Consider the following 22,004-nt stretch of genomic DNA (forward strand, 5'->3'; position numbering starts at 1 on the left):
TTTGAGGCTCAACCAATTTTGTCTCGACTAAACATTGAACCTGATAATTGGATGAAACTCACAACCCAATTTTCTCGGATTTTCCATGGTGCTGTTGGTCGAGAGCGAGTACTCACCGCTTACTGTGAAACACTCAAAAAGCGACGGCGCACAAATCTAGCAAATTGTGAACATTTTCTGGCTTAACCAAATAAATTTTTTAGCGATAACCCTCAAGCTATGTAAATTACGGCGCTTTTGTCATGCGTATGACACTGGGGTTAATGTAGAGAAACACATAAATGTCACTAGTTACCTGATTTTATGAGCACTTTTAATAAGAATAATGAACATTTCCATGTTGAAATTGTCACAGTCATGGTGAGTAAATAATAGTAGGTGTCAGTGATACACCGTCAGGCTGCTGGGTGCGAAAGAGCGCATACTCACTCTTCCTTTATTTTTTCTGCTATATCGAGGGGAGAGATGTTGTTTCAAATTAATGAAAACGAATTTACTCTTCGACCACCATCCATAGTAGTTGTTAGTACAAACACGTTACATAATAAATAATAGTGGATGTTAGCGATACGTTACGTTATGCCGTGGGTGTCAGTGATACATTCATCAGTGATACATTATGGCACATAGTTAATAGTGGGTGTCAGTGATACATTATGCCTAATTTTAACCAGTTTTAACGTTGCCCCTGCTTGGGCTGGTGGCTATTTTATGACCGAAACCATATTTAAATTACCTTCTGTGTTTGAAGTTAGGTATATTGACAGGGCTGCTGGGTGCGAAAGAGCGCATACTCACTCTTCCCTTATTTTTTCTGCTATTTCGAGGGGGGAGATGTTGTTTCAAATGAATGAAAACGAATTTACTCTTCAACCACCATCCATAGTCGCTGTTAGTCCAAACACGTTACATTGCGTTAGAAGCTATTCTCCGGATTTCAAAGGTGTCTTTACCTTGGAGGTATTCGACTCTTCACGTATATTGGGTGACATTAACTCAAGAAATTGTCAATCTTTTAAAAGTCAGGTGTTAGAGTCGCCGGATTTATACGACAGATTTACCACTTTATGTACAGTGCTCCTTTCGGAAGTTAAGAGTTCAGAAAAAGAAAACTTAATTTTAAATTGGATTAATAATTTTTTGGATCATCAAAAGATACCACACGCTGAAAGTTGCCCGACTGGTCATGAATTAGCAAAAAAAATTAAGGCGATGATAGATTGCCACCACCAAGAAACTTCTCTGTTTGACGAGATATCATTGACCTTAAATTTAAGTAAAGAACACTGCAACCGGATATTTCGTCGCACTTATAATCTTTCGATACAAGGATATTTTCTTAACAAAAAGGCTCATCTATCTAGGAGCTTATTAGTAGGTGATCTCCCCATTTCAGAGATAGCGGTTCTAAGCGGGTTTTACGATCAAAGTCACTTTTCCCGTATTTTTAAAGCTATATTCCAAATTAGCCCGGCTGAATATCGAATGCGGATCAAAGAATCACATCAATCTTGTACAAGACGACGTTAATATATATTTATATCTTGCTTCCTTAATTATCACTAACCTTGGGAGCAACACATGAAGTATGTACGAAATAATGAACATGACGAAGAAGTTATCAAACAATTTACTAAGCAGGCTATTCCTTTTACAAAAGTAACTGGACACTTGGATTCAATAGAACTGCTTATTGAAATGAGTGGAGCCACAGCAGACGATAATATATTGGACATAGCTTGTGGCCCTGGTCTAGTAGCTTGTGAATTCGCAAAAGTTGCACGACATGTAACTGGGATCGATTTAACAGAGAAGATGATTGAGCAAGCGCTTTGCCATCAAAAAGAAAAGGGGTTGAATAATCTTTCTTGGGATATCGGTACCGTATACCAATTGCCGTATGATTCAGATACCTTTTCCGTTGTAGTGAGCAGGTATAGTTTTCATCATTTGCTAAACCCCGATATGGCACTAGCTGAAATGCTCAGGGTGTGCATGCCAGGTGGTGTTATTGTCATTGCAGATGTCGCATTACCCGCAGATAAATCTGAGGCATTCAATCGCATGGAAAGACTCCGAGACCCATCACATACAGAAGCATTATCCTATGATAAGTGGAAGCAATTGCTCTTTAACTCTGGGTTGAAGAAAATCCGACGAGGTAGTTACAAAGTTCCTATGGAACTTGAAACGCAACTTAACGCATCTTTTCCTAATCCAGGGGACGATAAAAAGATACGAGAGATCTTTCTACAGGATGTAGATGCTAATTGTTTGGGTGTTGAATCTCATAAATGTGGAGATGAAGTTCATTTTTCTTATCCAATATCAGTTTATGTCGGCGAAAAATAGCTAGCCGAATTTGTCTAATCGGTATTGGCAATTCTTAGGTCTATTTAATTTCGCTAGTTTGGTTGGCCGAAAAAATCGTTTACGGCAAACATATATTGAGGATCTCTTATTACAATGCCTTATTTAACTTACAGGAACAAGTATTGTGTAAGGTTATCAGATTTCAAGTGGCCAACTTTGCATCTCAGTGATCCGACTAATGCAGCGAGCGAAAGCAAACGCAAGCTGCTCGCCTCGGTAGATTTTCTCAATGGGCGCGGCGGCCAAAAATACAACTAGTACTTTGGCCTCGTAACATTCATCGATAAGCGCAATAAGTCGTCTTGTCTCATCATCACCTATTCGAACTTGTGCTGCCTCATGTGGGCGGATGTAGCCTTCCTCTGTCCCTTGCGCTATTGGGTTCTGCTCGGGCATAACACCAAGTAAAGGTAAGTCAGAGATAAAAATACACTTATATTGCTGTGTAAGTTTAATATAGTCATCGATAGCACGAGGAGTTGAACATAACGACATAAAATCAAAACAGACTAGATTTTTAGTCGCTCCAAGTATATTCACTGAGCGATGATTAAGCGTTAATACTTCAGGTTTTGATACTCCCCCAGCTTTGGCAAACGCCCGCCAAAACGCGTGCTTGTCTTTGACAAAGTAGTGATGTGCTTGCGTACCTTTAGCAAAGCGATGATCCGTCTCACCACAGATAGGTATGATTTCGCAATTGCGCATAAGCAGGTCGATGGTTGGCTCAAAACGGTCTCTATGTAACCCGTCTTTGTATAACTGCGTTGGGTGACAGTTTGAGGTGGCAACTAAAGTTACGCCAGCTTCAAATAGTGCTTCAAACAGTCTTGCCATAATGATGGCATCGCCGATATCAGTGACAAAAAATTCATCAAAACACAATAACGATGTTTGCTTAGCCCAGTTTTTCGCAATATGTTGTAGTGGATCTTTAATCCCTTGGATTTGATTTAGCTCTCTGTGGATTCTTTGCATAAAATGATGAAAATGCAGACGAGTTTTGTTATCGATTTGGGTAAACTGATAAAACCAATCCATTAGCATAGTCTTGCCGCGACCAACAGGCCCATAAAAATAGATACCTTTGGCTGCACTACCTTCTACAACTGAACGAGAAAGTTTATCTAAGGCGTCAATTGCGACTTGCTGCGCTGCGTCAGGCGCAAGATTTCCAAGTTCAACTTGTGTTTCGTAATGGCTAGAGATTGACATAGTCGCTGCAAATAGGAATAGTTAATCCTAATAATATCATAAAGCTAGAATTCATGGACGCACTATTAAAGCTAAAGCAAGCAATAGCGAGCTACTATGCTCTGTCACAAGAAACTTGGTCCGCTATTGAAGCGATCACTACAATAAAATCATTTGCTAAAGACGACTGGTTATACCAAGAGGGTGAATATCCGACAACATTCGCATTTTTATATCAAGGCTTAGTGCGGTTAGTAAACACCAATACGGCAGGGCAAGAGTACAACAAGCGTTTCTTTGTCGCGGGGGAGTTTCCTGGCGTAATGCATGCTCTACACCGTGCTGAGCCAGCTAATCAGGGGATCCAAGCGTTGGAACCCACAGAGGTGGTACTAATAAACTTTAAACAATTTAGAGCATTGCTAATGGACAACCCTGAGTTAATGCGATTCCAGATCCATTATCTTGAAAAGAATTGGTTGCTAGAAAAAGACAAGCGGGAGCTTTATATGGTGCAGTTGGATGCAACTGAACGTTATCTTGCTTTTTTAAAGGAGCAGCCTGAGCTTGCTGAACGAGTTGCGCAGTATCATTTGGCTTCGCACCTTGGGATCACGCCAACGCAGTTAAGTCGTATTAGAAAATCTTTAAAAAATTCGGGTTCGTTTACATAGGTAAATGAGCCACGTTCGTTACCTTGTTAAAGTTGCCTCAACAGAATATGGAGAGCAACTTATGAATATTACACAATTAGAGCCATTACTAAATTGGCGTTATGCCGTTCGCAAATTCTCAGATCAACCAGTTGAACAAGCAAAAGTTGATAAACTAATTGAGCTCACTGGACTTAGCGCTTCTTCATATGGCCTGCAGTCATATAAGATTTTACAGATAACCTGTCATCGTACCAAACAAGCTATGTTTCCTTACTCGTATGGACAACAAAAAGTAGTAGATAATAGCCATTTACTTTTATTTGCAGCTGATATGTCGCCATTAAACTCACAAGTTGAACACTATATGGATAATTTTAGGCGTCAGCGCGACTTAACAGAGGACACCTATTTAACAATGGAAACTGGGATTAAGTCGGCATTAAGTGGTATGAATAAAGATGCCCAGTACATCTGGTGTTCAGAACAAATTCATCTGGCGGTTGGAACGTTATTGGTTGCCGCTGCGAGCCTCGAAATAGATGCTTGTCCTATAACAGGTATTGAAAAAGGCGAGATAGATAAAATACTTGGTCTTGAAGCGATGCATCTCCGTACGGTCTTGGTTGTACCACTTGGTATCCGCTGTAGTTCCGATAAAAATGCTACTGCACCTAAAGTAAGAAAAACACAAGCGAAGTTAAGTATAGAGATGACACTATGATTTTCGGTTTACTTGCTATTTTTGCCGGTGGCGCCATTGCGGTTCAGGCAAGTATGAACGCTCAACTAGGCGCGTTGCTAAAAAGTCCGATACTAGCTGCTGGGGTTGCATTTACTGCTAGTGCCCTTTATACGGTCGTGGCTTTTCGATTATCTGATAGCGTTTTTCCGACAATCACACAAATAAAAGCCGTGCCTTGGTACCTTTGGTGTATTGGCGGAATATTAAGTGCCACCGGAGTAGGGCTGAGCTATTTTTTGATCCCCAAAATGGGTATTGGTAATTTAATGGCATATTATTTATGCGGCCAAATGGTAGTCGCGATGATAATCGGTCAGTTGGGTTTATTTGCCGTACCGCATACTCCCGTTACCTTGCAAAAGTTGCTAGGATTGGTTGCCGTGCTGACCGGTATCGTGCTTCTTAACGTAAATCAGCAAAACTAATTTACGTTGAAGTGATGTTATCTCAAGCGGACGTAAGCTTAGTACTCGGCTATTTCCAGCGCTTTGCTGACTGCGGGAGTGGCTGCAATTTGCCGATAATAACGTCGTAGCTGCTTGAGTGAAGGCGTCTTTTCTAACAGTGTTTTTGCTCGCTCACAAAGCATAAATAAGTAGCTATCACACAAAGTAAATTGATTGGCTATTACGTAGTGATTGTCAGCTAGCAAATTATCTATCACAGCAAATCCTGCTTCCAGCCGAGCTTGCTGTGTACGGATCAGATCGTCATACATCAGGGCACTTTGGGTGTGCCGTTCGGGATAGGTGTACATTAATAAATCGCTGTGCAGCGAAGCGCTCATAAAATGGAGCCATTGTATAGATTGAAACTTAAGCTTTGGATCTGCTGGAAATAACTGCTTGTCGCTGTGTTTATGAGCAAGGTATTGAGAAATAGCGGCACTTTCAAACAGTGTGAAATCATCATCGACAAGCGCTGGTATGTGACCTGCGGGGCTGAGCTTTAGGTAATGTGAGCTGTGATTAGCGTTTTTTTTCACATCAACTAATTCTAACTGATAAGGTTCGCCTATCAATTCCAATAAAATATGTGGTGCAAGGCTTGCGCTCTGTGGATAGTAAAAGAGTGTATACATAATTCACCTAATGTAAGTCACAAACATCGATATTAGGTTGGACAATAAGGCTTTCGATGTTGCGAAGTTAAAATATTAAGCGGCTCCTTCTGTGCTTTCTCCTATTCAACCTTAGGTGACGGATGCAGTTTTCTCAAATAAAAATGCCAGCAAATATTGCTGGCATTTAAAGTTTTTAGTGTTATTGCTACGGAGTATAGTAAATCGGTGAGTTTGGCCCGACAGGTAGACCAAAGCCAAATACCCAGATATAAAATAGTGCGACCCAACCGATAAAGAAGAACATGCTGTAAGGCAACATAGTCGCTACCAACGTACCGATCCCCATATCTTTCTTGTATTTGGTGGCCACTGCCAATATCAACCCAAAGTAACTCATCATGGGTGTAATCAGGTTTGTGACAGAGTCACCAATTCGATATGCAGCTTGGATAGTTTCTGGTGCGTATCCAATTAGCATCAACATAGGCACAAAAATAGGGGCTGTTACTGCCCACTGCGCAGAAGATGAGCCTAAACTGAGGTTAACAAGGGCACACATTAAGATAAACAGTACGAATACCTCAGGGCCTGTTAAGTTAAGTGCCTGTAGTAATGCTGCACCGTTAATCGCTAAAATAGTGCCTAAGTTCGTCCATTTGAAAAACGCGACAAACTGCGCAGCGAAGAATACCAGTACAATATACATCCCCATTGAGCTCATACTTTTGCTCATGGCATCGATAATATCACGGTCATTTTTCATGGTACCTACGACCCGGCCGTATACAAAGCCCGGAATGGCGAAAGTCACGAAAATAAAGACGACTATACCTTTTAAAAATGGCGAACCTGCTACTTCACCTGTGGTTGGGTGACGCAGAATACCGTCTTCAGGCACGATGGTCATCGCGAGTAAAAGGCTGACCACCAAAAGAGAAACTCCAGCCCATTTTAGTCCTGATTTTTCTTTTGCTGTAAGCTTTTCAATGTTGTTTTCGCTTAAGTCAACGCTAGCTTCACTCGCATCATATTTTCCTAAGCGTGGTTCAACAATTTTTTCTGTTACCAAAGTACCAACAATGGCAATAAGGAATACAGAAATCATCATAAAGTACCAGTTTGCTTCAGGGCCAACTTGGTAGGTCGGGTCAATCATCTGCGCAGCTGGTGTGGTAATACCTGCAAGCAGCGGATCGATTGTACCTAACAGTAGGTTTGCACTGTAACCACCAGACACACCTGCAAAAGCGGCTGCCAAACCAGCCAGTGGATGGCGACCTAAACTATGGAAAATCATCGCTGCAAGTGGGATCAGCACAACGTATCCAAGTTCTGAGGCGGTATTAGACAAGATTGCAGCAAACACTACCATAAAAGTAACTAAGCGCTTTGAAGCGCCCATCACCATGCCACGCATAGCTGCTGATAGCATGCCAGAATGTTCAGCAACACTCACACCTAGTAATGCAACCAATACAGTACCCAAAGGAGCAAAGCCCGTAAAGTTAGTTACAAGGCCTGTCACTATGCGTTGTAGACCTTCTGCGCTCATTAGGCTTACGACTTCAATAACGCCGTCAGGGTCTCTGCCTGCTGAGCCTTCAGGGCGGGGGTCGATAGCCGACAAGCCCATCCAATCAGCGATACCACTGAATACCACAATGGCGATACAAAACATGGCAAACAATGTAATAGGGTGAGGAAGCATGTTACCCAGAAACTCAACAGTTGCTAAGAAGCGGTTAAATAACCCACCTTTGTGCTCTGCTTGAGCCTGACTATCAGCCTGCGTCTCTACAGCTTTTGACATAGCTAAATTCTCAGTTCCAAAAAATGCCGCAACTTTAGCATCTCTTTGGACTGAAATCATGTGAAAGCGGTTATTTGTCCTGTTTTCAGGGTGAAATTAGATAGATTGTGCAAAAACAAAGCAATCAGAATAGCTTTAGTTGATTTTTACTCATTGTATTGCTTTTGTTTCTTCTTCTCGTCGCGCGTTTTCTAGAAGCGTGCGTGCTGATCACGCGTCCAGTCTCTCCCTTATCTAGGTGTTGTTTATAGAAACTAGAGATCTTCTCTCTTGCTATTTTCGCAGCATCGTCAGGATGCTTTTCAGGGGGAGCATACAAGTCGTCTTTGAGGCCTGCATAAAGCCAAGGAGTATGAAGATAGTTGTCTGGAACATGGTCAAGCTCGGGAATATAACGACGAATAAAATGTCCGTCAGGATCGTATTTAAGCCCTTGAGTTACAGGATTGTATATGCGAAATGGATTTATTCCTGTTGTACCCGATTGCATTTGTACCTGGGGGTAATGGATCCCAGGTTCATAGTCAACGAACAGCGTGGCGAGCCTTGCTGCTGGCTTTTGCCAATCAAGCCACAGATGATAACTAGAATATGCCATCAACATGGCTCGCATTCGAAAGTTTATCCAGCCAGTTTGAATAAGCATTCTCATACAGGCATCTATAAACGGTACCCCGGTATCGCCTGATGACCATCGTAAATAGCATGATTCATTAAATTCATTTGCTCTCATATCAATTAAGGAATTATGTACCGCTTGCTCAGCGTATCGAGGCTCCGACTCAAGTTTTTGCACAAAATGACTGTGCCAATAGAGCCGAGATAAAAAGCCGCTTTTATTGCGCTTTGAGGTGACCGGTAAAGCTTGAGCTTGTTGCAATACTTGCCTCAAGCTGAGCACACCATAAGCCAAATAGGGGCTAAGCCTTGAGCTACTTGTGGTAGATTTTACCGGGCTCGATATTCCGTATAGATATTCGTTGATTCTGTGGTGAAAAAAGCTGTCTCGAGTTTTGTTAGCGGCCTCTAGCCCGCCTTGTTGTGGTGTTCTAGCTTCGTTGTTGTCATCCGCCGGGTAAACATCAAGTAACTCAAGGCCGTTATGGTGTTGAAGTAAAGCGTGGATATGTGTTGGTGCGGGAAAAGCGGCTGCCTGAAGCCACTTCTCAGCGACATGATGCCATTTATCACGATTGACATGGCCTCTGAATACAGCTTGTTGTTGATATTCTTGATAGTTAACTTGCTTGGATTTACACCATGCAATAACGCGTTTGTCTCGCTCGTACGTCCAGGGGTTGCCAGTCTCTTGGTGACAATATAGATTTGAAATAGCAACATGTAGATGAACTTTCTCCAAAATTTCAACCAAATCACCTTTACGTACGGTCAAAGAAGCGCCAATACATTGTAGTTGTTTTGACAGACTTAATAACGACTCTTTAATGAATTGGAATTGCCTTTTGCTGGTATCTTCGAGCTGCCAATAGTCAGGCTCTATCACGTACAGAATTAAAGTAGGCTTGCCGTTATTTGCTGCTTCATACAGCGGTCGGTGATCAGATACTCTGAGATCTCGCTTTAGCCAAACGAGATTAATCATTTAACACGCCTTTAAAAAGTAAAGGATAACGTCGTAGTCTTTTGCCAATGTAATCGTCAGCTAGAATTTGTTCGCAGATCCTGTGTACGTCATCGTCAATGGCAAATACCCAGTCGAACCGTTCGATAGCGAGCAAAAACCCACGTTTGAGAAAGCTTTGTTGACGGTATTCGCTACAGTTGCGCTTGATGATATTTATTTTATCTGGGTTGGCTTTTAGTGCAGCCACTACCTGCTCTATGTAAACGCGGGTTTGGTTGCGTTCTGGGCGAGGTCGCCGGACACGGCGTCCTCGGTTGCTATTTGGATATAAACTACGCATTCGCCTCTTTGTATATATACTCAAGCTTTTTTATTAAATCGTCTTTGTGTTTATCATGCTCATAGTCGAGGTGATAAGTATTATGAAAACCAGAGCGCAGCAGTACGCCACTGCCTTGAAGATAAATCGTGTATCCGTCTGGATCGGCAAAAGCTGTTACGCCTTGGTAGCGTTTACCATCACTTGTCACCTCACCGTTTTTTTGAATATGCTCAAAAACGGTTAACAAAAATCTGCTGTCTAATTCATTTTTCATTTCTTAACCTCTGTCCTTAAATACGTTAGTAAAGTGGTTCGTGATCACTTAACTAGCGCTGAAATTGCTTTAAATTGCTCATTTTTTGCTGTTTTAAGCCATTGAAAGAGAATAGATTCTATGGCTAAAAAACGTGCTCCGTCGGCTTGCATTTGCGCCAAAGCCCACTGCGTGTGCTTCGGGTTACGCGAACATATAGCATCTGCTGCAATAACCACATTAAAGTTATCAGCCAATAGATCGTTCACAGTTTGCTGTACACAAATATGACTCTCTAACCCTACAACAATCACAGTATCTCGTTGAAACGATTGAATAGTTTGCTTACAGTCCTCTGTGTAATAGGCACTGAAAGCTGTTTTTTCAATAATAGGTAAGTCAAATTTAAGTAAATTAGGTGCACTGCGACCTAACCCTTTGGGGTATTGTTCAAAAATAAGGGCTGGTATAGACAAATATTGAGCAGCGTTTAGTAGCGTTGTTACTTGATTTTCTACGGCATCAAATTCAGCGATATGTGGACGAAACTTTTCTTGAATATCAATCACTAGGATCATGCAATCTGACGCTATTAAATTCATCATCTTCTCCTTAGAGATAATCTCGCATCGTTAATATGTGCGCTTCACATATACTTTATTTGTTAGTTACAATGACAGACCGAGCAAAAAAGTAAATGGTTTTAGCGTGAAAGTACATTTTTTGGGCACCTCCTCTGGTTGTCCTTCCAAACAGCGCAATATGTCCGCTACCGCTGTAAGCTTCGATAATACAAAGGCTTGGGTGTTGATTGATTGCGCCGAAGCGACGCAACATGCACTATTGCATAGCGAGTTAACGCTATATCACTTAGAAGCCATTTGTATCACTCACCTGCATGGGGATCATTGTTATGGGTTACCCGGACTCATTTCGTCAATGGCGCTCAACGCGAGGCAAGCTCCACTTAAATTAATTGCCCCGCGCGCGGTTGTGCAATTTGTGCATAGTTGTTTTGCTCTGACAGAAGTTAAGTTGGGCTTTGATCTAATAACCATTGCTCTGGAAGAGTTAACCGATAAATTAAGCCTTAACTGTTGCGACATTGAAACCATAGCGCTTCAGCATCGAGTTCCTAGTGTTGGCTATAAACTTACCGAAAAGTGTATTCCACGTAAGTTAAAGATAAGTAAACTGCAGCAAGATGGCATTGGTTCTGGCGGTCATTATAACTTGCTTCAAAAAGGCCAAGATGTTGAATACCAAAGCCAACTTTTACGCTCAGCGGACTACAGTTTTTATAGCTGGCGGCCTAGAGTGGCAATAATTTGTGGCGACAATGAAAAGCCAGCTTTACTTTCACAGGCTATTCAGGGCGCAGATCTGCTTGTTCACGAAGCCACTTTTACCGCGCCTGATCTACATAAAGTCGGATTTCACACCGGGCACAGTGATGCCAAACGCATTGCTCAGTTCGCACAAACTCATCTAGTGCCGACCCTCGCGCTTACCCATTTTAGCGTACGTTACCACGGCGAAGGTATGCTACAACCTCTTATTGATGAAGCCGCTAAGTACTTCGGCGGCGAGCTTGTTATTGCCCATGATGGTTTAGTTATTGATATTCCAAATCAAAAGCAGTTTGATGGCGACTGAAGTTAATGCTACCCTCGCTCGCAAAACCAGCGCCAATCAGCGATAACCTGTTCACTGTAGTGACAGGCGGTTTTTATCAATTCATCGATTAAATCAGGTAGGACAGCGACAACTTGTTCTTGAAAATGTAGCGAGCGTCGATCTGAGCGCATGTGGGAGAGGGCAAGTGCCTCACCGCAGGTTTCCGCGTATTGACTAAAACCGGATTTAGTTGCAGCGCGTTTACCAATAGTGATGTCTTCTGGGTCGATACCAACACGAGCATGGTGACGTGAGCGCACCAACCAATGGCTGCCTTGCCACAGTGCATTATCCAAAATAAGATCGGTACGGCGCTGCATTTTTCTTTGACTATTAACCGTTAAATGCGCAGGGTCGAGGCGGTTAATGGGGCTTAGGCTGGAAAAATAAGCTAGCGGAGATGCAACCTGCTGCTGCTTAATCTCAACAATGTGACACAGGGGCAGAATGTCTTTGGTAGGCTTTTGCACACTTGGCCCAACCAATAAATAATAGCGGCTCAGGTGCAACGAACCTGTGCCTTGGTCAATTCGCTCAACACAGTCCAAAATTTCGTCATCAACGTATGCCGCGAAGTGGTCAATAAGGTTCTCTTTCAAATCTGGATCAATTTGCTTAAATCTGAGTTTGTCGTCTCGAAAGCTAAGGGGTTTAATACTGAGGTCAATCTCTTTAGCAAGCGTACTTTTAATCGTAAATGCGGCACCTCCCGCCATTCTTTGCAAGCCTTTTTGCCACCGTTTGTACAATATGTGGTTATTATTAAATGCGATTAGGCCGGTATTACTATCGACTTTATGTTCCAGCGACAATTGACAAGTTTTTATGTAGCTTTGTAAAAACACCTGTTGTGCTTGGAGTATCTGTTCTTTATTCACAACAGGCTTGCTGCGATCTTTTATATCTTTAGCTTGCTCTTGAATGCGACCTCCCTCCAGTTGAGTAAGAGGCAAACTGACCAAAAAGCGGAACAGATCCCATACTGCATGTCCAACACACGCATCGTCGAAATCATTAGGTTCAAAAATTAAGGTATCACCATGGCTGCCTTCTTCACTATGAAAGCCGAAGTTTCCTGTATGACAGTCGCCCATAATGTAAGTCAGGGGAAGTGTAGTGGCAGTGTCTGGTAAGGTAATTTGTTGCTCTAGTAGGTCTTTGTACATCAGTGCAGCACTACCCCGAAAAAACCGAAGTGGACTTAGTCTCATTTTGCTGAATTTACTGCACTCACGGCTAACGCTCACGCCTTCACGTTCCTCAAAATAAGATGCTAGATAGTCATGACGATTCATGGATTAGTCCTCCTTTTGAATAATACCCAATTGAGATTTAGCCAGCTTAACAACCGCTTTATCGATAGGTGGCGGGCTAATATAGACCCCCTCACTGAGCGCATTGACTACGGTCTTTAATACTTGTACTCGCGCATACCATTTATGTTCAGCAAGGATGACATGCCAAGGCGCTAGGTTTGTATCGGTTTTTCCAAACATATCATCAATGACTTGCTCGTACTCTTCACGCTTTTTACGGTTACGAATATCTTCTTCTGTTAGCTTCCAACGTTTATAGGGGTTATTTAACCGTTCTGTAAATCGTTTTAGCTGCTCTTTCTCGCTAATATGCAAAAAGACTTTCACAATGCGAACGTTATCATCGACTAGTAGTCGTTCAAATTCGTTGATTTCTTGATAGGCGCGACGCCATTCATTTTCGCTGGCAAACCCTTCAACGCGTTCGACTAACACTCGTCCGTAATAAGAGCGGTCAAAAATAGTCATAGCGCCAAGCGGGGGAAGCTTAGTTTGAAAGCGGTACAGATAGTGTCGACCTTGCTCTTCTGGGTCGGGTTTTGCGATAGGGAACACTTTAAAGCCTCTAGGGTCGAGCTTTTCGGTCATGCGGCGAATGGCACCACCTTTGCCAGCCGCATCCCATCCTTCAAATACTAAAATAGCGCGCTTCTTTTGGTGAAAATAGGCCTGCTGTACGTGTAATAGCTGAGTTTGCCAGTATTTTAATTCATGCTTATAGTGCTTCTTTGAATCCATAGCAGGATACGTAACCGGAGGTTTTACACTTAGTCCTCGGTTTAGCGTGTTAAATATAGAAACGTAGCTGGTCATGATCACTCCCTCAAAACTTCCTTAGCTAAATAGCTCTAAATATCAGTCAATTCTGAATTAAATAACCTGAGCTTTGGATAATTAATACCTTTCTAGCAGCCAGTTTTAGCGCTAACTGCGTTGAATTTACTTCCAATAGCCAGCTATTGATGCGTAAATTCGCCTTGCCTACAGGATGTAGATACCTTAGCGAGAGCAGGACGCGGAAGCGGTGTTCTCCCTAAAACTCTCTGGCTAGACAAGGAGAACACTAAGTTGTGCTTAAGCAACAATGAATTCAAGCACTCCTTATCCAAACCTCAGATTAAACAAATGATATTGAACCATACACTATTGGACGCCGTAGAGTCGCCCAGTATGAACTCTACAAGTATTATTTGACAAAAATATGTCAAACATCGTCAATAATACCAATTGGTCTTACTACTTACTCGATGTAAGGAAGTCAATCTGACACTCGCTATGTTCAAAATTTTTATTTAGAACAACCAAATAAAAAATTCTCACCTTGTCTGCTTTGATGTAGACACCTTTACGTTAGCAAAATAAGTGGTATAAAGCCGAATTTTCCGTAAGACCATTTCTTTGTATTCAATAGCGGTAAGATACAAAAAGCCCTAGTCATTGAACGAAAAAGTACGCAGGGGTTGAGCATCGTATTATTATGTTTTATGGTGGTTTTTTACCCATTATAGGACACCACCTTGATGGCTCACTCTGTTTTGATAAAGGAAGTATAAAATGCGGTTTTGGCTTTTGATAATATTAGGTATTTCTTTTAATTCACATAGTATAGTGATCCGACATGACGTAGATGACGCAGACTATAGAGTATCGAGCGATGTATTGCCGCAATTAGCAACTTTTTACATCGATGGTGGGCATGGCACACTGATAGGATCAAAGTGGGTATTAACCGCCGCTCATGCAACATTTTGCCTGCGGCCGAATTCGACAATACTCATAAATAATGTCCCTACTGTGATTGACCAAGTATTTGTTCACTCAGACTATATGCCAGGGAAAAGTCACGATATTGCACTTATCAAGATCCAGCAAGCGCTAAGTGATGTTAAGCCACTGATGATTAACCGTGAAAAAGAAGAGCTTGATGAAGTTTTATGGTTTATCGGCATAGGAGGAACTGGTAATGGTATAACTGGGCAAACGATTGACAATTTAGCTAACCAAGGTCAAATGCGACGGGCACAAAATACCGTAAAAGTAGCCCAAGGTCCGGTTATTAAATTTAGCTTCGACCGTGGTGAAAATGGGCTCCCTTTGGAAGGTGTGTCGGGTGGGGGAGATAGCGGCGGTCCAGCCTATCAATATGAGAATGGGCAAGGTATTGTGTTTGGGGTAAGCTCAAGAGTAGAGGGCGGAAAAATTGGCCGTTACGGTGTGACAGAAGTCTATAGTCGCGTTTCTTATTTCGCTGATTGGATTGATAATATTATTGCTGGTAACAATGTAACCAAGTTGGCTACGCCTAAGTTAACCCAGCTGCCAGCAGACATTACTGAAGCGATATTGCCGCAAGTTTGTGAAGAAATTAATATAAAAAGCAGCCTTTAAGGCTGCTTCGCAATTTGGGCAGAGTGCTTGAGTACAAGCACTGTCATTTCAGTGACTATCTTGCGTTGGTACTTTCAAAAATCTTGTCAGCAGAGGCTGCAACAAAACCGGTGTAGATCTCTCCATCTGGTTTTTTATAGCGCAGTGCAAACTCATAAAAACAACTAGGGATACTAAATTCACCGTCGCTGAACTTCACTGATTGGTGATCAGCAAGTGTAGAAGATTGCTCAAGTAGCACTTCTGGTGAGCCTTTGATCTCGCCACCTGAGGTGTTTAGCTCAAAGCCATTGTCTTTTAGTGCTTGGTTGACTGCTTCAATTGTGGTGAAGTTTTTCAGATAGTTGATACTGACCGTGAAGTGGTTAGCACGGTAACCCCAGGCCGACATCCATGCTGCGTATTCACTTTCTGCTAATAGTTTTTTATATGTGTCGTGAGATACACTCCAATGCGTCCCTGAGTACAAAAAGTTTTCAGCACTAACCGCTGACTCGTCAATTTGCTCAACCATGTCTTTAACTATTGCTTGTAGCTCTTCAGAGCATTTCTCAACTAGCAGCTCAGAGATGAACACTTTTGGTTTAGTAGGATCTTGGTGCTCATAGTGCTTTGCATATAGTTTTTTTGCTTCGAAGTGATATTCACCACACTCTTTATAACCGACAGCTTTGAAGTGTGCTGCGAGTTTTTCTAGCCCAACTTTTTCGATATTGAAGGTGCGAAGCGCGATATGGTCATTGATCACGTCATCTTTTTGTGTCGAGCCCAGCAGTTCGTGGACCTTTACCGCAGAGGGCGTTACTGCTAGGTAATTATCCCACAGCTGTTCAAATAATGTATCTACGTTGTTGTGCATAATGGTTTCCTAATTTTTTGTCTCGGTGACAGTTGTTAACGTTATACCTTTTGGTATTAGCACGACATGAAATTTATAATTTAAATGCGCTTATTAACTCGCCTTGAGTGACTTCAAGTGCATTTGCAACTTCGGTGGTGAGTTGAATTTTTTCCTCAGCTTCGCACAAATATGCTTGATCGGTAAAAGTGGCTTTAAACACGTCTAGTCGACCATTGGAAATTGCGAGGCTGGGGAGGTTATTTGGTACTGAGGTTACAATTTCAACCTCGCCCTTAAAAGATTCTCTTACTGTGCTGATATTTTCGAGTTTAGCCTCAACAGTGGGTCCCGCATCAAATAAATCAACGTAACCACGGTGCTCAAATCCTTCTTTTTGTAATAATCTTAATGCAGGTTTGGTCTTTTCGTGTACATGACCGATAACGGCTTGTGCTTCTGGGCTTAGTAAGTTTGCGTAAATAGGGTACTTCGGCATCAGCTCACAAATAAAAACCTTGTCTCCCAGTCCGACTAAGTGATCAGCTTGTGGAAATTCGATACTAAAAAAGTGTTCTTGTAACCACTGCCAAAATGGTGAATGACCATGCTCATCGCTAACGCCTCGCATTTCTGCAATAACAGTATCGCTAAAACGCTCTGCATGCTCGGCCATAAATAAAAAACGGCTGCGTGATAAAAAACGCCCCGCTAACCCTTGGCGATGACCTTCTCGTAAAAACAGCGTGCAAATCTCTGAACTGCCAGTGTAATCGTTACACATGGACAAAATATCTACGGTGTTATAAACCCCAAGCGTACTTGAATGATGTACAGTTTTACCCAAGTGGTAGTGATACAGAGGTACAGACATACCAACAGCGGCCTCGATTGCCGTGGTGCCGATAATTTCTCCCGTTTGGGTGTCTTCAAGAACGAATAAATAGCCTTCGTCATACGGTTTTGTAACTGACTTTGTGAAGCTTTTAACTGAGCGATCAATTTTATTCGATAGCAATTCATCGTCGACAGGTAATGAGGTAAACCCGTGACCAGATTCAATCGCAATCGTTTTTAGCGCATCAAAGTCAGTTTTTTGTATTGGTCTTAATACTAACATGAGAAAGAGGGGATCAAGATCCCCAGCTCCTTAGCCGTTAACTACTGCAGCAACCGCTTGTTCAAAGCGTGCTAAACCTTCTGCGATCTCTTCATTTGTGATCACAAGAGAAGGTGTGAAACGAACGACATTAGTGCCTGCCACTAATGACATTAAACCGTGCTCTGCACTTGCTACAAGGAAATCACGTGCACGGCCTTCAAATTTGTCATTGAGCACGGCACCAAGAAGAAGACCTTTACCGCGCACCTCAGAAAATACATTGTATTTGTCGTTAATAGCGTTTAGACCATCTCTGAATAGTTGCTCTTTGGCTTTTACACCTGATAGCACCGCTTCGGTATTTACTGTATCAAACGCGGCTTCTGCAACGGCACAGGCTAACGGGTTACCACCGTATGTTGAACCATGTGTACCTACTTTTAAGTGTGACGCAATGTCAGTTGTTGTTAACATCGCACCAATAGGAAAGCCGCCACCAAGTGCCTTTGCAGTGGTTAAAATATCAGGTGTTACACCTAGGCCTTGATAAGCATATAGGTCACCCGTACGACCAACACCAGTCTGAACTTCATCGAAAATAAGTAAAGCATTATGCTTGTCGCAAAGCTCACGTACAGCCTGTACAAATTCAGGGTTTGGAGAAATTATTCCACCTTCGCCTTGAAGCGGTTCCATCATTACAGCACAGGTATTATCTGAGATTGTTTTCTCAAACGCAGATAGGTCGTTGTAATCAACATGAGTAACATCAGCAGGCTTTGGACCAAAGCCGTCAGAATAGGCTGCTTGACCACCCACAGTTACGGTGAAAAAAGTACGTCCATGGAAGCCTTTGTTAAATGCAATGATTTGCGACTTCTCTGCACCAAATTTATCTAAAGCCCAGCGCCGAGCAAGCTTAAGCGCAGCCTCATTTGCTTCAGCACCTGAGTTTGCGAAGTATACTTTCTCTGCAAATGTCGCATCGGTTAATTTTTTGGCAAGGCGTAATGCTGGCTCATTCGTCATTACGTTCGATAGGTGCCAAATTTTTTCGCCTTGCTCTTTTAGTGCAGAGACAAGCGCAGGGTGGCAGTGACCGAGACAATTTACCGCGATACCACCAGCAAAATCGATGAACTCTTTGCCTGTTTGATCCCATACACGAGAGCCTTCACCTTTGACAGGGATCACAGCAGATGGGTTGTAATTTGGAACCATGACTTCATCGAATAATTCGCGGTTTGCTTGCATGACGCTTTCTCCTAAATTTTTATCATTGTGCGTTATTTCTGTTGAGCAAAAATTGTTTATTTGATGTTCTGCTCACAGCCAACTTGCTATTTCCTCATTATTACGCGCTTTTATAATAATTTGCAGTGCAATAATTCACATATTTGCTATTATTTATATCAAATTGACATGGTTAAATTGCAAAATGATAAGTTTACAAGACGAAAAGCTCATTGCACTGTTGCGAAATAATGCACGGGAGAGCATCTCAGAGTTAGCACGAAAACTCGATATTTCTAGAACGACAGTACAAAACCGTATTGCGAAATTAGAACAAAATGGAGTGATCAAGGGCTACCGGGTCGAATTTGCTGAACAATATATCGATGACCTTGTGTCTGCCCATGTTGCAATAAAGGTAAAGCAAAAGCTCACCGCAAAAGCAAACTTGGCATTACAACAGTTACCGAATGTTTCAGCACTTTATGCTATAAGTGGAGAATATGACTTGATTGCTATTGTTGAAGCGCAGAGTCTGGAGCAGCTGAGTCATCTACTTGACGAAATCGGTAATTTGGAAGGAATAGAGCGTACTAATTCGTCAGTTATCTTAGAAACAAAATTTAAGCGTTAGAACAATTCATGGATAACGTGAAGTGAGTTTTATAAGACTGTATCTATTTTTCAACGTAAGGTGAGGGGATCACCCTACGTGTTCTGGCAACCAAATACTCGTGCCCGTAGCTGCGATGTGATTTACATTGCCATTGAGCACTTTGCTACCAACGTTGTTGGAGCTTTCTGGTCTGCTGACTAAGTAGCCTTGTACACAACTGATCCCAAGGTTTTTAACTAACTCAAATTGCTCAATTTGCTCAACTCCCTCGGCGACAACTTTCAGCTCTAATTGCTGTCCAAGTTCACTGATCGAATTTAATATTTTACGATATTTCGGATTGCTATTTGCTTGAGTGATAAATAGCTTGTCGATTTTGATTACATCGATAGGAAGGTCAGCGAGTGTGCTCAAAGAGCTAAAACCAGTACCAAAATCGTCAATAGCAACGCTTATTCCTGCATCTCTGCATTGCTGTAGCTGAGAAATTGTTTCATTGCTGGCTTTGATCAGCGTTGATTCGGTAATTTCTAGCATCAATGCACTTGCAGGTAGCCCAGTTTTTTCCAGTGCCGTATTGACCCATTCAAAAATTTTCCGATGTTTAAGCTGAATACCCGAGACATTGACCGAAATTTTTACCTTCTTCATACCTGCATTATGCCAAGCAGACATTTGCCTGCATGACTCAAGCAAGATCCAGTCGCCAAGCTCTAGGATTAAATTAGACTCTTCAGCAATAGGAATAAATTCAGCTGGGGGGATAAGCCCCTCTATTGGATGGTTCCAGCGGATCAGCGCTTCAAAATAATCAATCGCGCAATCTTCAACATGTACGATAGGCTGGAATGAGAGATAAAAGCTTTGTGCTGCAATGGCTAGTCTCAGTTCTTCAAGCAGGTAATGATAGCGCCGCATTTTAGAGCCCATTTCAGGTGAATAGACTTTAAATATGCCGCGACCGTCTGATTTTGCACGGTACATAGCTACATCGGCCATTTGCAACAGCGAGTTTGGCGTTGCTGCACTGTCGGGATAAACCGCGATACCAATACTTGCGCCAATTTTTACCAATTTATTGCCAAGTAAAAAGTCACGCTCTATATCGCACAAGATAGACTGTGCAATTTCAGTACATAAATTAGGGTTAGGAAGTGTGGGAATAAAAATCGAAAACTCATCGCCCCCTAGGCGTGATAAGTTTTGTTCAAGTCCATAGATTGGGTGGGTGTCTTCAAGTCCAAACTGACGAACTACTTTTGATAGTCGTAGTGCAACTTGAATAAGAATTTCATCTCCAAAACTGTGACCGAAAGAGTCATTCACTTGTTTAAAGCCATCTAAGTCAATAAATAGCAGGCCGCATTTTGCTTGATTGAGTTCTGCTTGTTTTAATTTTACCTCGATATGGTCAATGTAGGCATGGCGGTCAATTAACTTGGTGAGCTTATCTTGAAAAGTTTGCGACTCGGAATGACGTTTAACCCTCGCCAGGTGACTAGATAAATCATGAATAGAGTGACTTAACCCAGCAAGAGGTGACTTGTGATGAAGCGGTGCACTGTCAACTTCAAGGCGAGTCAGGATATTGTGTACATCATTGTTTATCTTGTCCACGTCTCTATCTTGATTACGGTATCGACATTCTGCCTTCAGTAAATAAAAAATAATCGTGAGTAAGGTCGCTAAAGCCGTCAGTGTGATGGGGGAAGTAAATACGTCATACCATACTAAGTTGACGTCAATAAATTTGCGTGTATCAGCTGCAAGGTCAATCACCACAAATAGGTCACTTTCGCTGCTACTAAAATGTATTCCATGTAATAAAAAGGCATACCAAGGTGATGCCACTGAGTTTTCTAATGAACTAACCGCAAAACCAGTAGATAGTAATTCAAAAACGTGCGCTTTAAACGATAGATGAAGCAATATGACAACAAATAACGCGCCTAAAACTAGGGTACTTGTTAGTCTTATAGCACGTGTCATGAATAGGCTTTCCTTAAAAATTCGCTACTCACGTTATCAAGCTAAGATGACATGGTAGGCGATAATGATTTGGTCTGTAAGATAGTTTTTTACACATTTTAGCATTCAGTTGCAAACTTCATCGTGCAAAAGTACCAAAAATTTCATATTGGTCGTGACTTTATATGCGCTTGATCAATTATTAGTTAAATTCACTTTACATGAGAACGGTTCTTAACTAGCTTTCATCTTAACTTTTAACGTAATTGGCTCAGCGATTGCAAGGATCTCATAGCAACCTGAAATTACGACTTGTCAGATTTAGGTTGCGACAAAGTGGTGCAAAAGCGCACCAAATTAGTACTGTCATACAAACTCAATATTTGTTTGCTGTACTTGAGGTTCGTGATTGATAGAGCAGGCTTGATGGTGCTGTGTTAGTACAGTGTCAAATAGCTGGGTTCTTAAAAAATACCCAAAATAAATCGTACACAGTTACCAGTCGTTTGCAGTATTAGCGTACGTCACTGTGAAATATGGACTCACACAAGGTAAATGGGGGTTATATGCTCACCAAACGGTTTTTTAAAACAAAAGACGAAGCAGAAGTTACATTTTCATTTTCACACCCACAAGCTAAAACGGTAGCGCTGGTCGGGGATTTTAATGGCTGGCAACCTGAGCCAATGAAGTTTGTTAAAAAAGAGTGTGCTTTTAAACTTAAACACCGTTTACCAACCGACAAAGATTACCATTTTAGATATTTGATTGATGGCGAGGTCTGGGATAACGATCATCAAGCGGATGATTACGTGCCAAATGGATTTGGGGAAGACAACAGCGTTGTATCCACTTGCAGGGCTTAAGA

Annotated in this window: 23 protein-coding genes and 1 pseudogene; 11 read left to right on the forward strand and 13 right to left on the reverse strand. The window is 41.9% G+C overall.

The window, feature by feature from the left end:
• The 4 genes and pseudogenes from HUZ36_RS21615 to HUZ36_RS04775 all read left to right on the forward strand — a co-directional run.
• Positions 1–186 (forward strand): annotated as a pseudogene (locus tag HUZ36_RS21615) (transposase); the annotation flags it as partial.
• A gap of 198 nt (positions 187–384) precedes the next feature.
• On the forward strand, positions 385–552 hold the full coding sequence (locus HUZ36_RS21935) for an AraC family ligand binding domain-containing protein (protein WP_368659788.1): 168 nt from the start codon (positions 385–387) through the stop codon (positions 550–552).
• Positions 553–711: 159 nt separating this feature from the next.
• On the forward strand, positions 712–1,530 hold the full coding sequence (locus tag HUZ36_RS04770) for an AraC family transcriptional regulator (protein ID WP_176032181.1): 819 nt from the start codon (positions 712–714) through the stop codon (positions 1,528–1,530).
• Positions 1,531–1,581: 51 nt separating this feature from the next.
• Complete coding sequence (locus HUZ36_RS04775) at positions 1,582–2,352, forward strand: class I SAM-dependent methyltransferase (protein WP_176032182.1); 771 nt, start codon at positions 1,582–1,584, stop codon at positions 2,350–2,352.
• A 156-nt stretch (positions 2,353–2,508) separates the two neighbouring features.
• Here the strand turns inward: HUZ36_RS04775 and zapE are convergent, their stop codons facing one another.
• Entirely contained in the window at positions 2,509–3,588 is a 1,080-nt protein-coding gene (gene zapE, locus HUZ36_RS04780) for a cell division protein ZapE (RefSeq protein WP_176032183.1), read from the reverse strand.
• A 53-nt stretch (positions 3,589–3,641) separates the two neighbouring features.
• Here zapE and HUZ36_RS04785 point away from each other — a divergent pair, with 53 nt between their 5' ends.
• From HUZ36_RS04785 to HUZ36_RS04795, 3 genes are all read left to right on the forward strand, one after another.
• Positions 3,642–4,241, forward strand: coding sequence for a Crp/Fnr family transcriptional regulator (locus HUZ36_RS04785; protein ID WP_176032184.1), 600 nt, complete (start codon positions 3,642–3,644; stop codon positions 4,239–4,241).
• Between the two features lie 61 nt (positions 4,242–4,302).
• Positions 4,303–4,944, forward strand: coding sequence for a nitroreductase family protein (locus HUZ36_RS04790; protein ID WP_176032185.1), 642 nt, complete (start codon positions 4,303–4,305; stop codon positions 4,942–4,944).
• Positions 4,941–5,390: a DMT family transporter gene (locus HUZ36_RS04795; protein WP_147390000.1), complete on the forward strand. Its 450-nt coding sequence runs from the start codon at positions 4,941–4,943 to the stop codon at positions 5,388–5,390. The genes HUZ36_RS04790 and HUZ36_RS04795 overlap by 4 nt, the downstream gene beginning before the upstream one ends.
• Positions 5,391–5,428: 38 nt before the next feature.
• On the opposite strand, the gene HUZ36_RS04800 is transcribed toward HUZ36_RS04795, so the two are convergent.
• The 6 genes from HUZ36_RS04800 to HUZ36_RS04825 form a co-directional block, all read right to left on the reverse strand.
• Complete coding sequence (locus HUZ36_RS04800; RefSeq protein WP_128732464.1) at positions 5,429–6,046, reverse strand: glutathione S-transferase family protein; 618 nt, start codon at positions 6,044–6,046, stop codon at positions 5,429–5,431.
• Between the two features lie 187 nt (positions 6,047–6,233).
• The gene (locus tag HUZ36_RS04805) at positions 6,234–7,838 is read right to left on the reverse strand and encodes an AbgT family transporter (RefSeq protein ID WP_176032318.1); all 1,605 of its coding nucleotides are present in this window, start codon (positions 7,836–7,838) and stop codon (positions 6,234–6,236) included.
• Between the two features lie 124 nt (positions 7,839–7,962).
• The gene (locus HUZ36_RS04810; RefSeq protein WP_176032186.1) at positions 7,963–9,441 is read right to left on the reverse strand and encodes an FAD-binding domain-containing protein; all 1,479 of its coding nucleotides are present in this window, start codon (positions 9,439–9,441) and stop codon (positions 7,963–7,965) included.
• On the reverse strand, positions 9,434–9,763 hold the full coding sequence (locus tag HUZ36_RS04815) for a hypothetical protein (RefSeq protein WP_125253174.1): 330 nt from the start codon (positions 9,761–9,763) through the stop codon (positions 9,434–9,436). The genes HUZ36_RS04810 and HUZ36_RS04815 overlap by 8 nt, the downstream gene beginning before the upstream one ends.
• On the reverse strand, positions 9,756–10,019 hold the full coding sequence (locus HUZ36_RS04820; RefSeq protein WP_125253173.1) for a DUF3081 family protein: 264 nt from the start codon (positions 10,017–10,019) through the stop codon (positions 9,756–9,758). Before HUZ36_RS04820 ends, HUZ36_RS04815 begins: the two co-directional genes overlap by 8 nt.
• A gap of 44 nt (positions 10,020–10,063) precedes the next feature.
• Positions 10,064–10,603, reverse strand: coding sequence for an isochorismatase family protein (locus HUZ36_RS04825; RefSeq protein WP_254879472.1), 540 nt, complete (start codon positions 10,601–10,603; stop codon positions 10,064–10,066).
• A 103-nt stretch (positions 10,604–10,706) separates the two neighbouring features.
• Here HUZ36_RS04825 and HUZ36_RS04830 point away from each other — a divergent pair, with 103 nt between their 5' ends.
• On the forward strand, positions 10,707–11,654 hold the full coding sequence (locus tag HUZ36_RS04830; protein ID WP_252096026.1) for a ribonuclease Z: 948 nt from the start codon (positions 10,707–10,709) through the stop codon (positions 11,652–11,654).
• 8 nt (positions 11,655–11,662) lie between these two features.
• Here HUZ36_RS04830 and HUZ36_RS04835 read toward each other — a convergent pair whose 3' ends face one another.
• Together HUZ36_RS04835 and HUZ36_RS04840 are read right to left on the reverse strand one after the other, a co-directional pair.
• Positions 11,663–12,970, reverse strand: a complete 1,308-nt coding sequence (locus HUZ36_RS04835) for a DUF2252 family protein (RefSeq protein ID WP_176032187.1) — start codon at positions 12,968–12,970, stop codon at positions 11,663–11,665.
• A gap of 3 nt (positions 12,971–12,973) precedes the next feature.
• Positions 12,974–13,804 carry a polyphosphate kinase 2 family protein gene (locus HUZ36_RS04840; protein ID WP_176032188.1) on the reverse strand — a complete coding sequence of 277 codons (831 nt, stop codon included), beginning with the start codon at positions 13,802–13,804 and terminating at the stop codon, positions 12,974–12,976.
• 741 nt (positions 13,805–14,545) lie between these two features.
• On the opposite strand from HUZ36_RS04840, the gene HUZ36_RS04845 reads away from it, so the two are divergent.
• Positions 14,546–15,379, forward strand: coding sequence for a trypsin-like serine protease (locus tag HUZ36_RS04845; RefSeq protein WP_176032189.1), 834 nt, complete (start codon positions 14,546–14,548; stop codon positions 15,377–15,379).
• Positions 15,380–15,434: 55 nt separating this feature from the next.
• Here HUZ36_RS04845 and HUZ36_RS04850 read toward each other — a convergent pair whose 3' ends face one another.
• The 3 genes from HUZ36_RS04850 to HUZ36_RS04860 form a co-directional block, all read right to left on the reverse strand.
• A complete protein-coding gene (locus tag HUZ36_RS04850) occupies positions 15,435–16,238 on the reverse strand; it encodes a DUF1338 domain-containing protein (protein WP_125253168.1) in 804 nt (267 codons plus the stop codon).
• A 73-nt stretch (positions 16,239–16,311) separates the two neighbouring features.
• Entirely contained in the window at positions 16,312–17,337 is a 1,026-nt protein-coding gene (astA, locus tag HUZ36_RS04855; RefSeq protein ID WP_125253167.1) for an arginine N-succinyltransferase, read from the reverse strand.
• Between the two features lie 30 nt (positions 17,338–17,367).
• Positions 17,368–18,573: an aspartate aminotransferase family protein gene (locus HUZ36_RS04860; protein ID WP_125253166.1), complete on the reverse strand. Its 1,206-nt coding sequence runs from the start codon at positions 18,571–18,573 to the stop codon at positions 17,368–17,370.
• Positions 18,574–18,757: 184 nt separating this feature from the next.
• On the opposite strand from HUZ36_RS04860, the gene HUZ36_RS04865 reads away from it, so the two are divergent.
• Entirely contained in the window at positions 18,758–19,186 is a 429-nt protein-coding gene (locus tag HUZ36_RS04865) for an Lrp/AsnC family transcriptional regulator (RefSeq protein WP_125253165.1), read from the forward strand.
• 69 nt (positions 19,187–19,255) lie between these two features.
• Here HUZ36_RS04865 and HUZ36_RS04870 read toward each other — a convergent pair whose 3' ends face one another.
• The gene (locus HUZ36_RS04870) at positions 19,256–21,157 is read right to left on the reverse strand and encodes a putative bifunctional diguanylate cyclase/phosphodiesterase (protein WP_176032190.1); all 1,902 of its coding nucleotides are present in this window, start codon (positions 21,155–21,157) and stop codon (positions 19,256–19,258) included.
• A gap of 545 nt (positions 21,158–21,702) precedes the next feature.
• On the opposite strand from HUZ36_RS04870, the gene HUZ36_RS04875 reads away from it, so the two are divergent.
• Positions 21,703–22,002 carry an isoamylase early set domain-containing protein gene (locus HUZ36_RS04875; protein ID WP_125253163.1) on the forward strand — a complete coding sequence of 100 codons (300 nt, stop codon included), beginning with the start codon at positions 21,703–21,705 and terminating at the stop codon, positions 22,000–22,002.
• The last annotated feature ends 2 nt before the right edge of the window (positions 22,003–22,004 follow it).

The sequence above is a fragment of the Pseudoalteromonas sp. McH1-7 genome (assembly GCF_013366255.1).
Lineage (GTDB): Bacteria > Pseudomonadota > Gammaproteobacteria > Enterobacterales > Alteromonadaceae > Pseudoalteromonas > Pseudoalteromonas peptidolytica.

Bases quoted from the DNA above. Each gene is read 5' to 3' on its own strand.
- HUZ36_RS04770 (WP_176032181.1), top strand. From the start codon at position 712: ATGACCGAAACCATATTTAAATTACCTTCTGTGTTTGAAGTTAGGTAT.
- HUZ36_RS04775 (WP_176032182.1), top strand. From the start codon at position 1,582: ATGAAGTATGTACGAAATAATGAACATGACGAAGAAGTTATCAAACAA.
- zapE (WP_176032183.1), bottom strand. From the start codon at position 3,588: ATGTCAATCTCTAGCCATTACGAAACACAAGTTGAACTTGGAAATCTT.
- HUZ36_RS04785 (WP_176032184.1), top strand. From the start codon at position 3,642: ATGGACGCACTATTAAAGCTAAAGCAAGCAATAGCGAGCTACTATGCT.
- HUZ36_RS04790 (WP_176032185.1), top strand. From the start codon at position 4,303: ATGAATATTACACAATTAGAGCCATTACTAAATTGGCGTTATGCCGTT.
- HUZ36_RS04795 (WP_147390000.1), top strand. From the start codon at position 4,941: ATGATTTTCGGTTTACTTGCTATTTTTGCCGGTGGCGCCATTGCGGTT.
- HUZ36_RS04800 (WP_128732464.1), bottom strand. From the start codon at position 6,046: ATGTATACACTCTTTTACTATCCACAGAGCGCAAGCCTTGCACCACAT.
- HUZ36_RS04805 (WP_176032318.1), bottom strand. From the start codon at position 7,838: ATGTCAAAAGCTGTAGAGACGCAGGCTGATAGTCAGGCTCAAGCAGAG.
- HUZ36_RS04810 (WP_176032186.1), bottom strand. From the start codon at position 9,441: ATGATTAATCTCGTTTGGCTAAAGCGAGATCTCAGAGTATCTGATCAC.
- HUZ36_RS04815 (WP_125253174.1), bottom strand. From the start codon at position 9,763: ATGCGTAGTTTATATCCAAATAGCAACCGAGGACGCCGTGTCCGGCGA.
- HUZ36_RS04820 (WP_125253173.1), bottom strand. From the start codon at position 10,019: ATGAAAAATGAATTAGACAGCAGATTTTTGTTAACCGTTTTTGAGCAT.
- HUZ36_RS04825 (WP_254879472.1), bottom strand. From the start codon at position 10,603: ATGATGAATTTAATAGCGTCAGATTGCATGATCCTAGTGATTGATATT.
- HUZ36_RS04835 (WP_176032187.1), bottom strand. From the start codon at position 12,970: ATGAATCGTCATGACTATCTAGCATCTTATTTTGAGGAACGTGAAGGC.
- HUZ36_RS04840 (WP_176032188.1), bottom strand. From the start codon at position 13,804: ATGACCAGCTACGTTTCTATATTTAACACGCTAAACCGAGGACTAAGT.
- HUZ36_RS04845 (WP_176032189.1), top strand. From the start codon at position 14,546: ATGCGGTTTTGGCTTTTGATAATATTAGGTATTTCTTTTAATTCACAT.
- HUZ36_RS04850 (WP_125253168.1), bottom strand. From the start codon at position 16,238: ATGCACAACAACGTAGATACATTATTTGAACAGCTGTGGGATAATTAC.
- astA (WP_125253167.1), bottom strand. From the start codon at position 17,337: ATGTTAGTATTAAGACCAATACAAAAAACTGACTTTGATGCGCTAAAA.
- HUZ36_RS04860 (WP_125253166.1), bottom strand. From the start codon at position 18,573: ATGCAAGCAAACCGCGAATTATTCGATGAAGTCATGGTTCCAAATTAC.
- HUZ36_RS04865 (WP_125253165.1), top strand. From the start codon at position 18,758: ATGATAAGTTTACAAGACGAAAAGCTCATTGCACTGTTGCGAAATAAT.
- HUZ36_RS04870 (WP_176032190.1), bottom strand. From the start codon at position 21,157: ATGACACGTGCTATAAGACTAACAAGTACCCTAGTTTTAGGCGCGTTA.
- HUZ36_RS04875 (WP_125253163.1), top strand. From the start codon at position 21,703: ATGCTCACCAAACGGTTTTTTAAAACAAAAGACGAAGCAGAAGTTACA.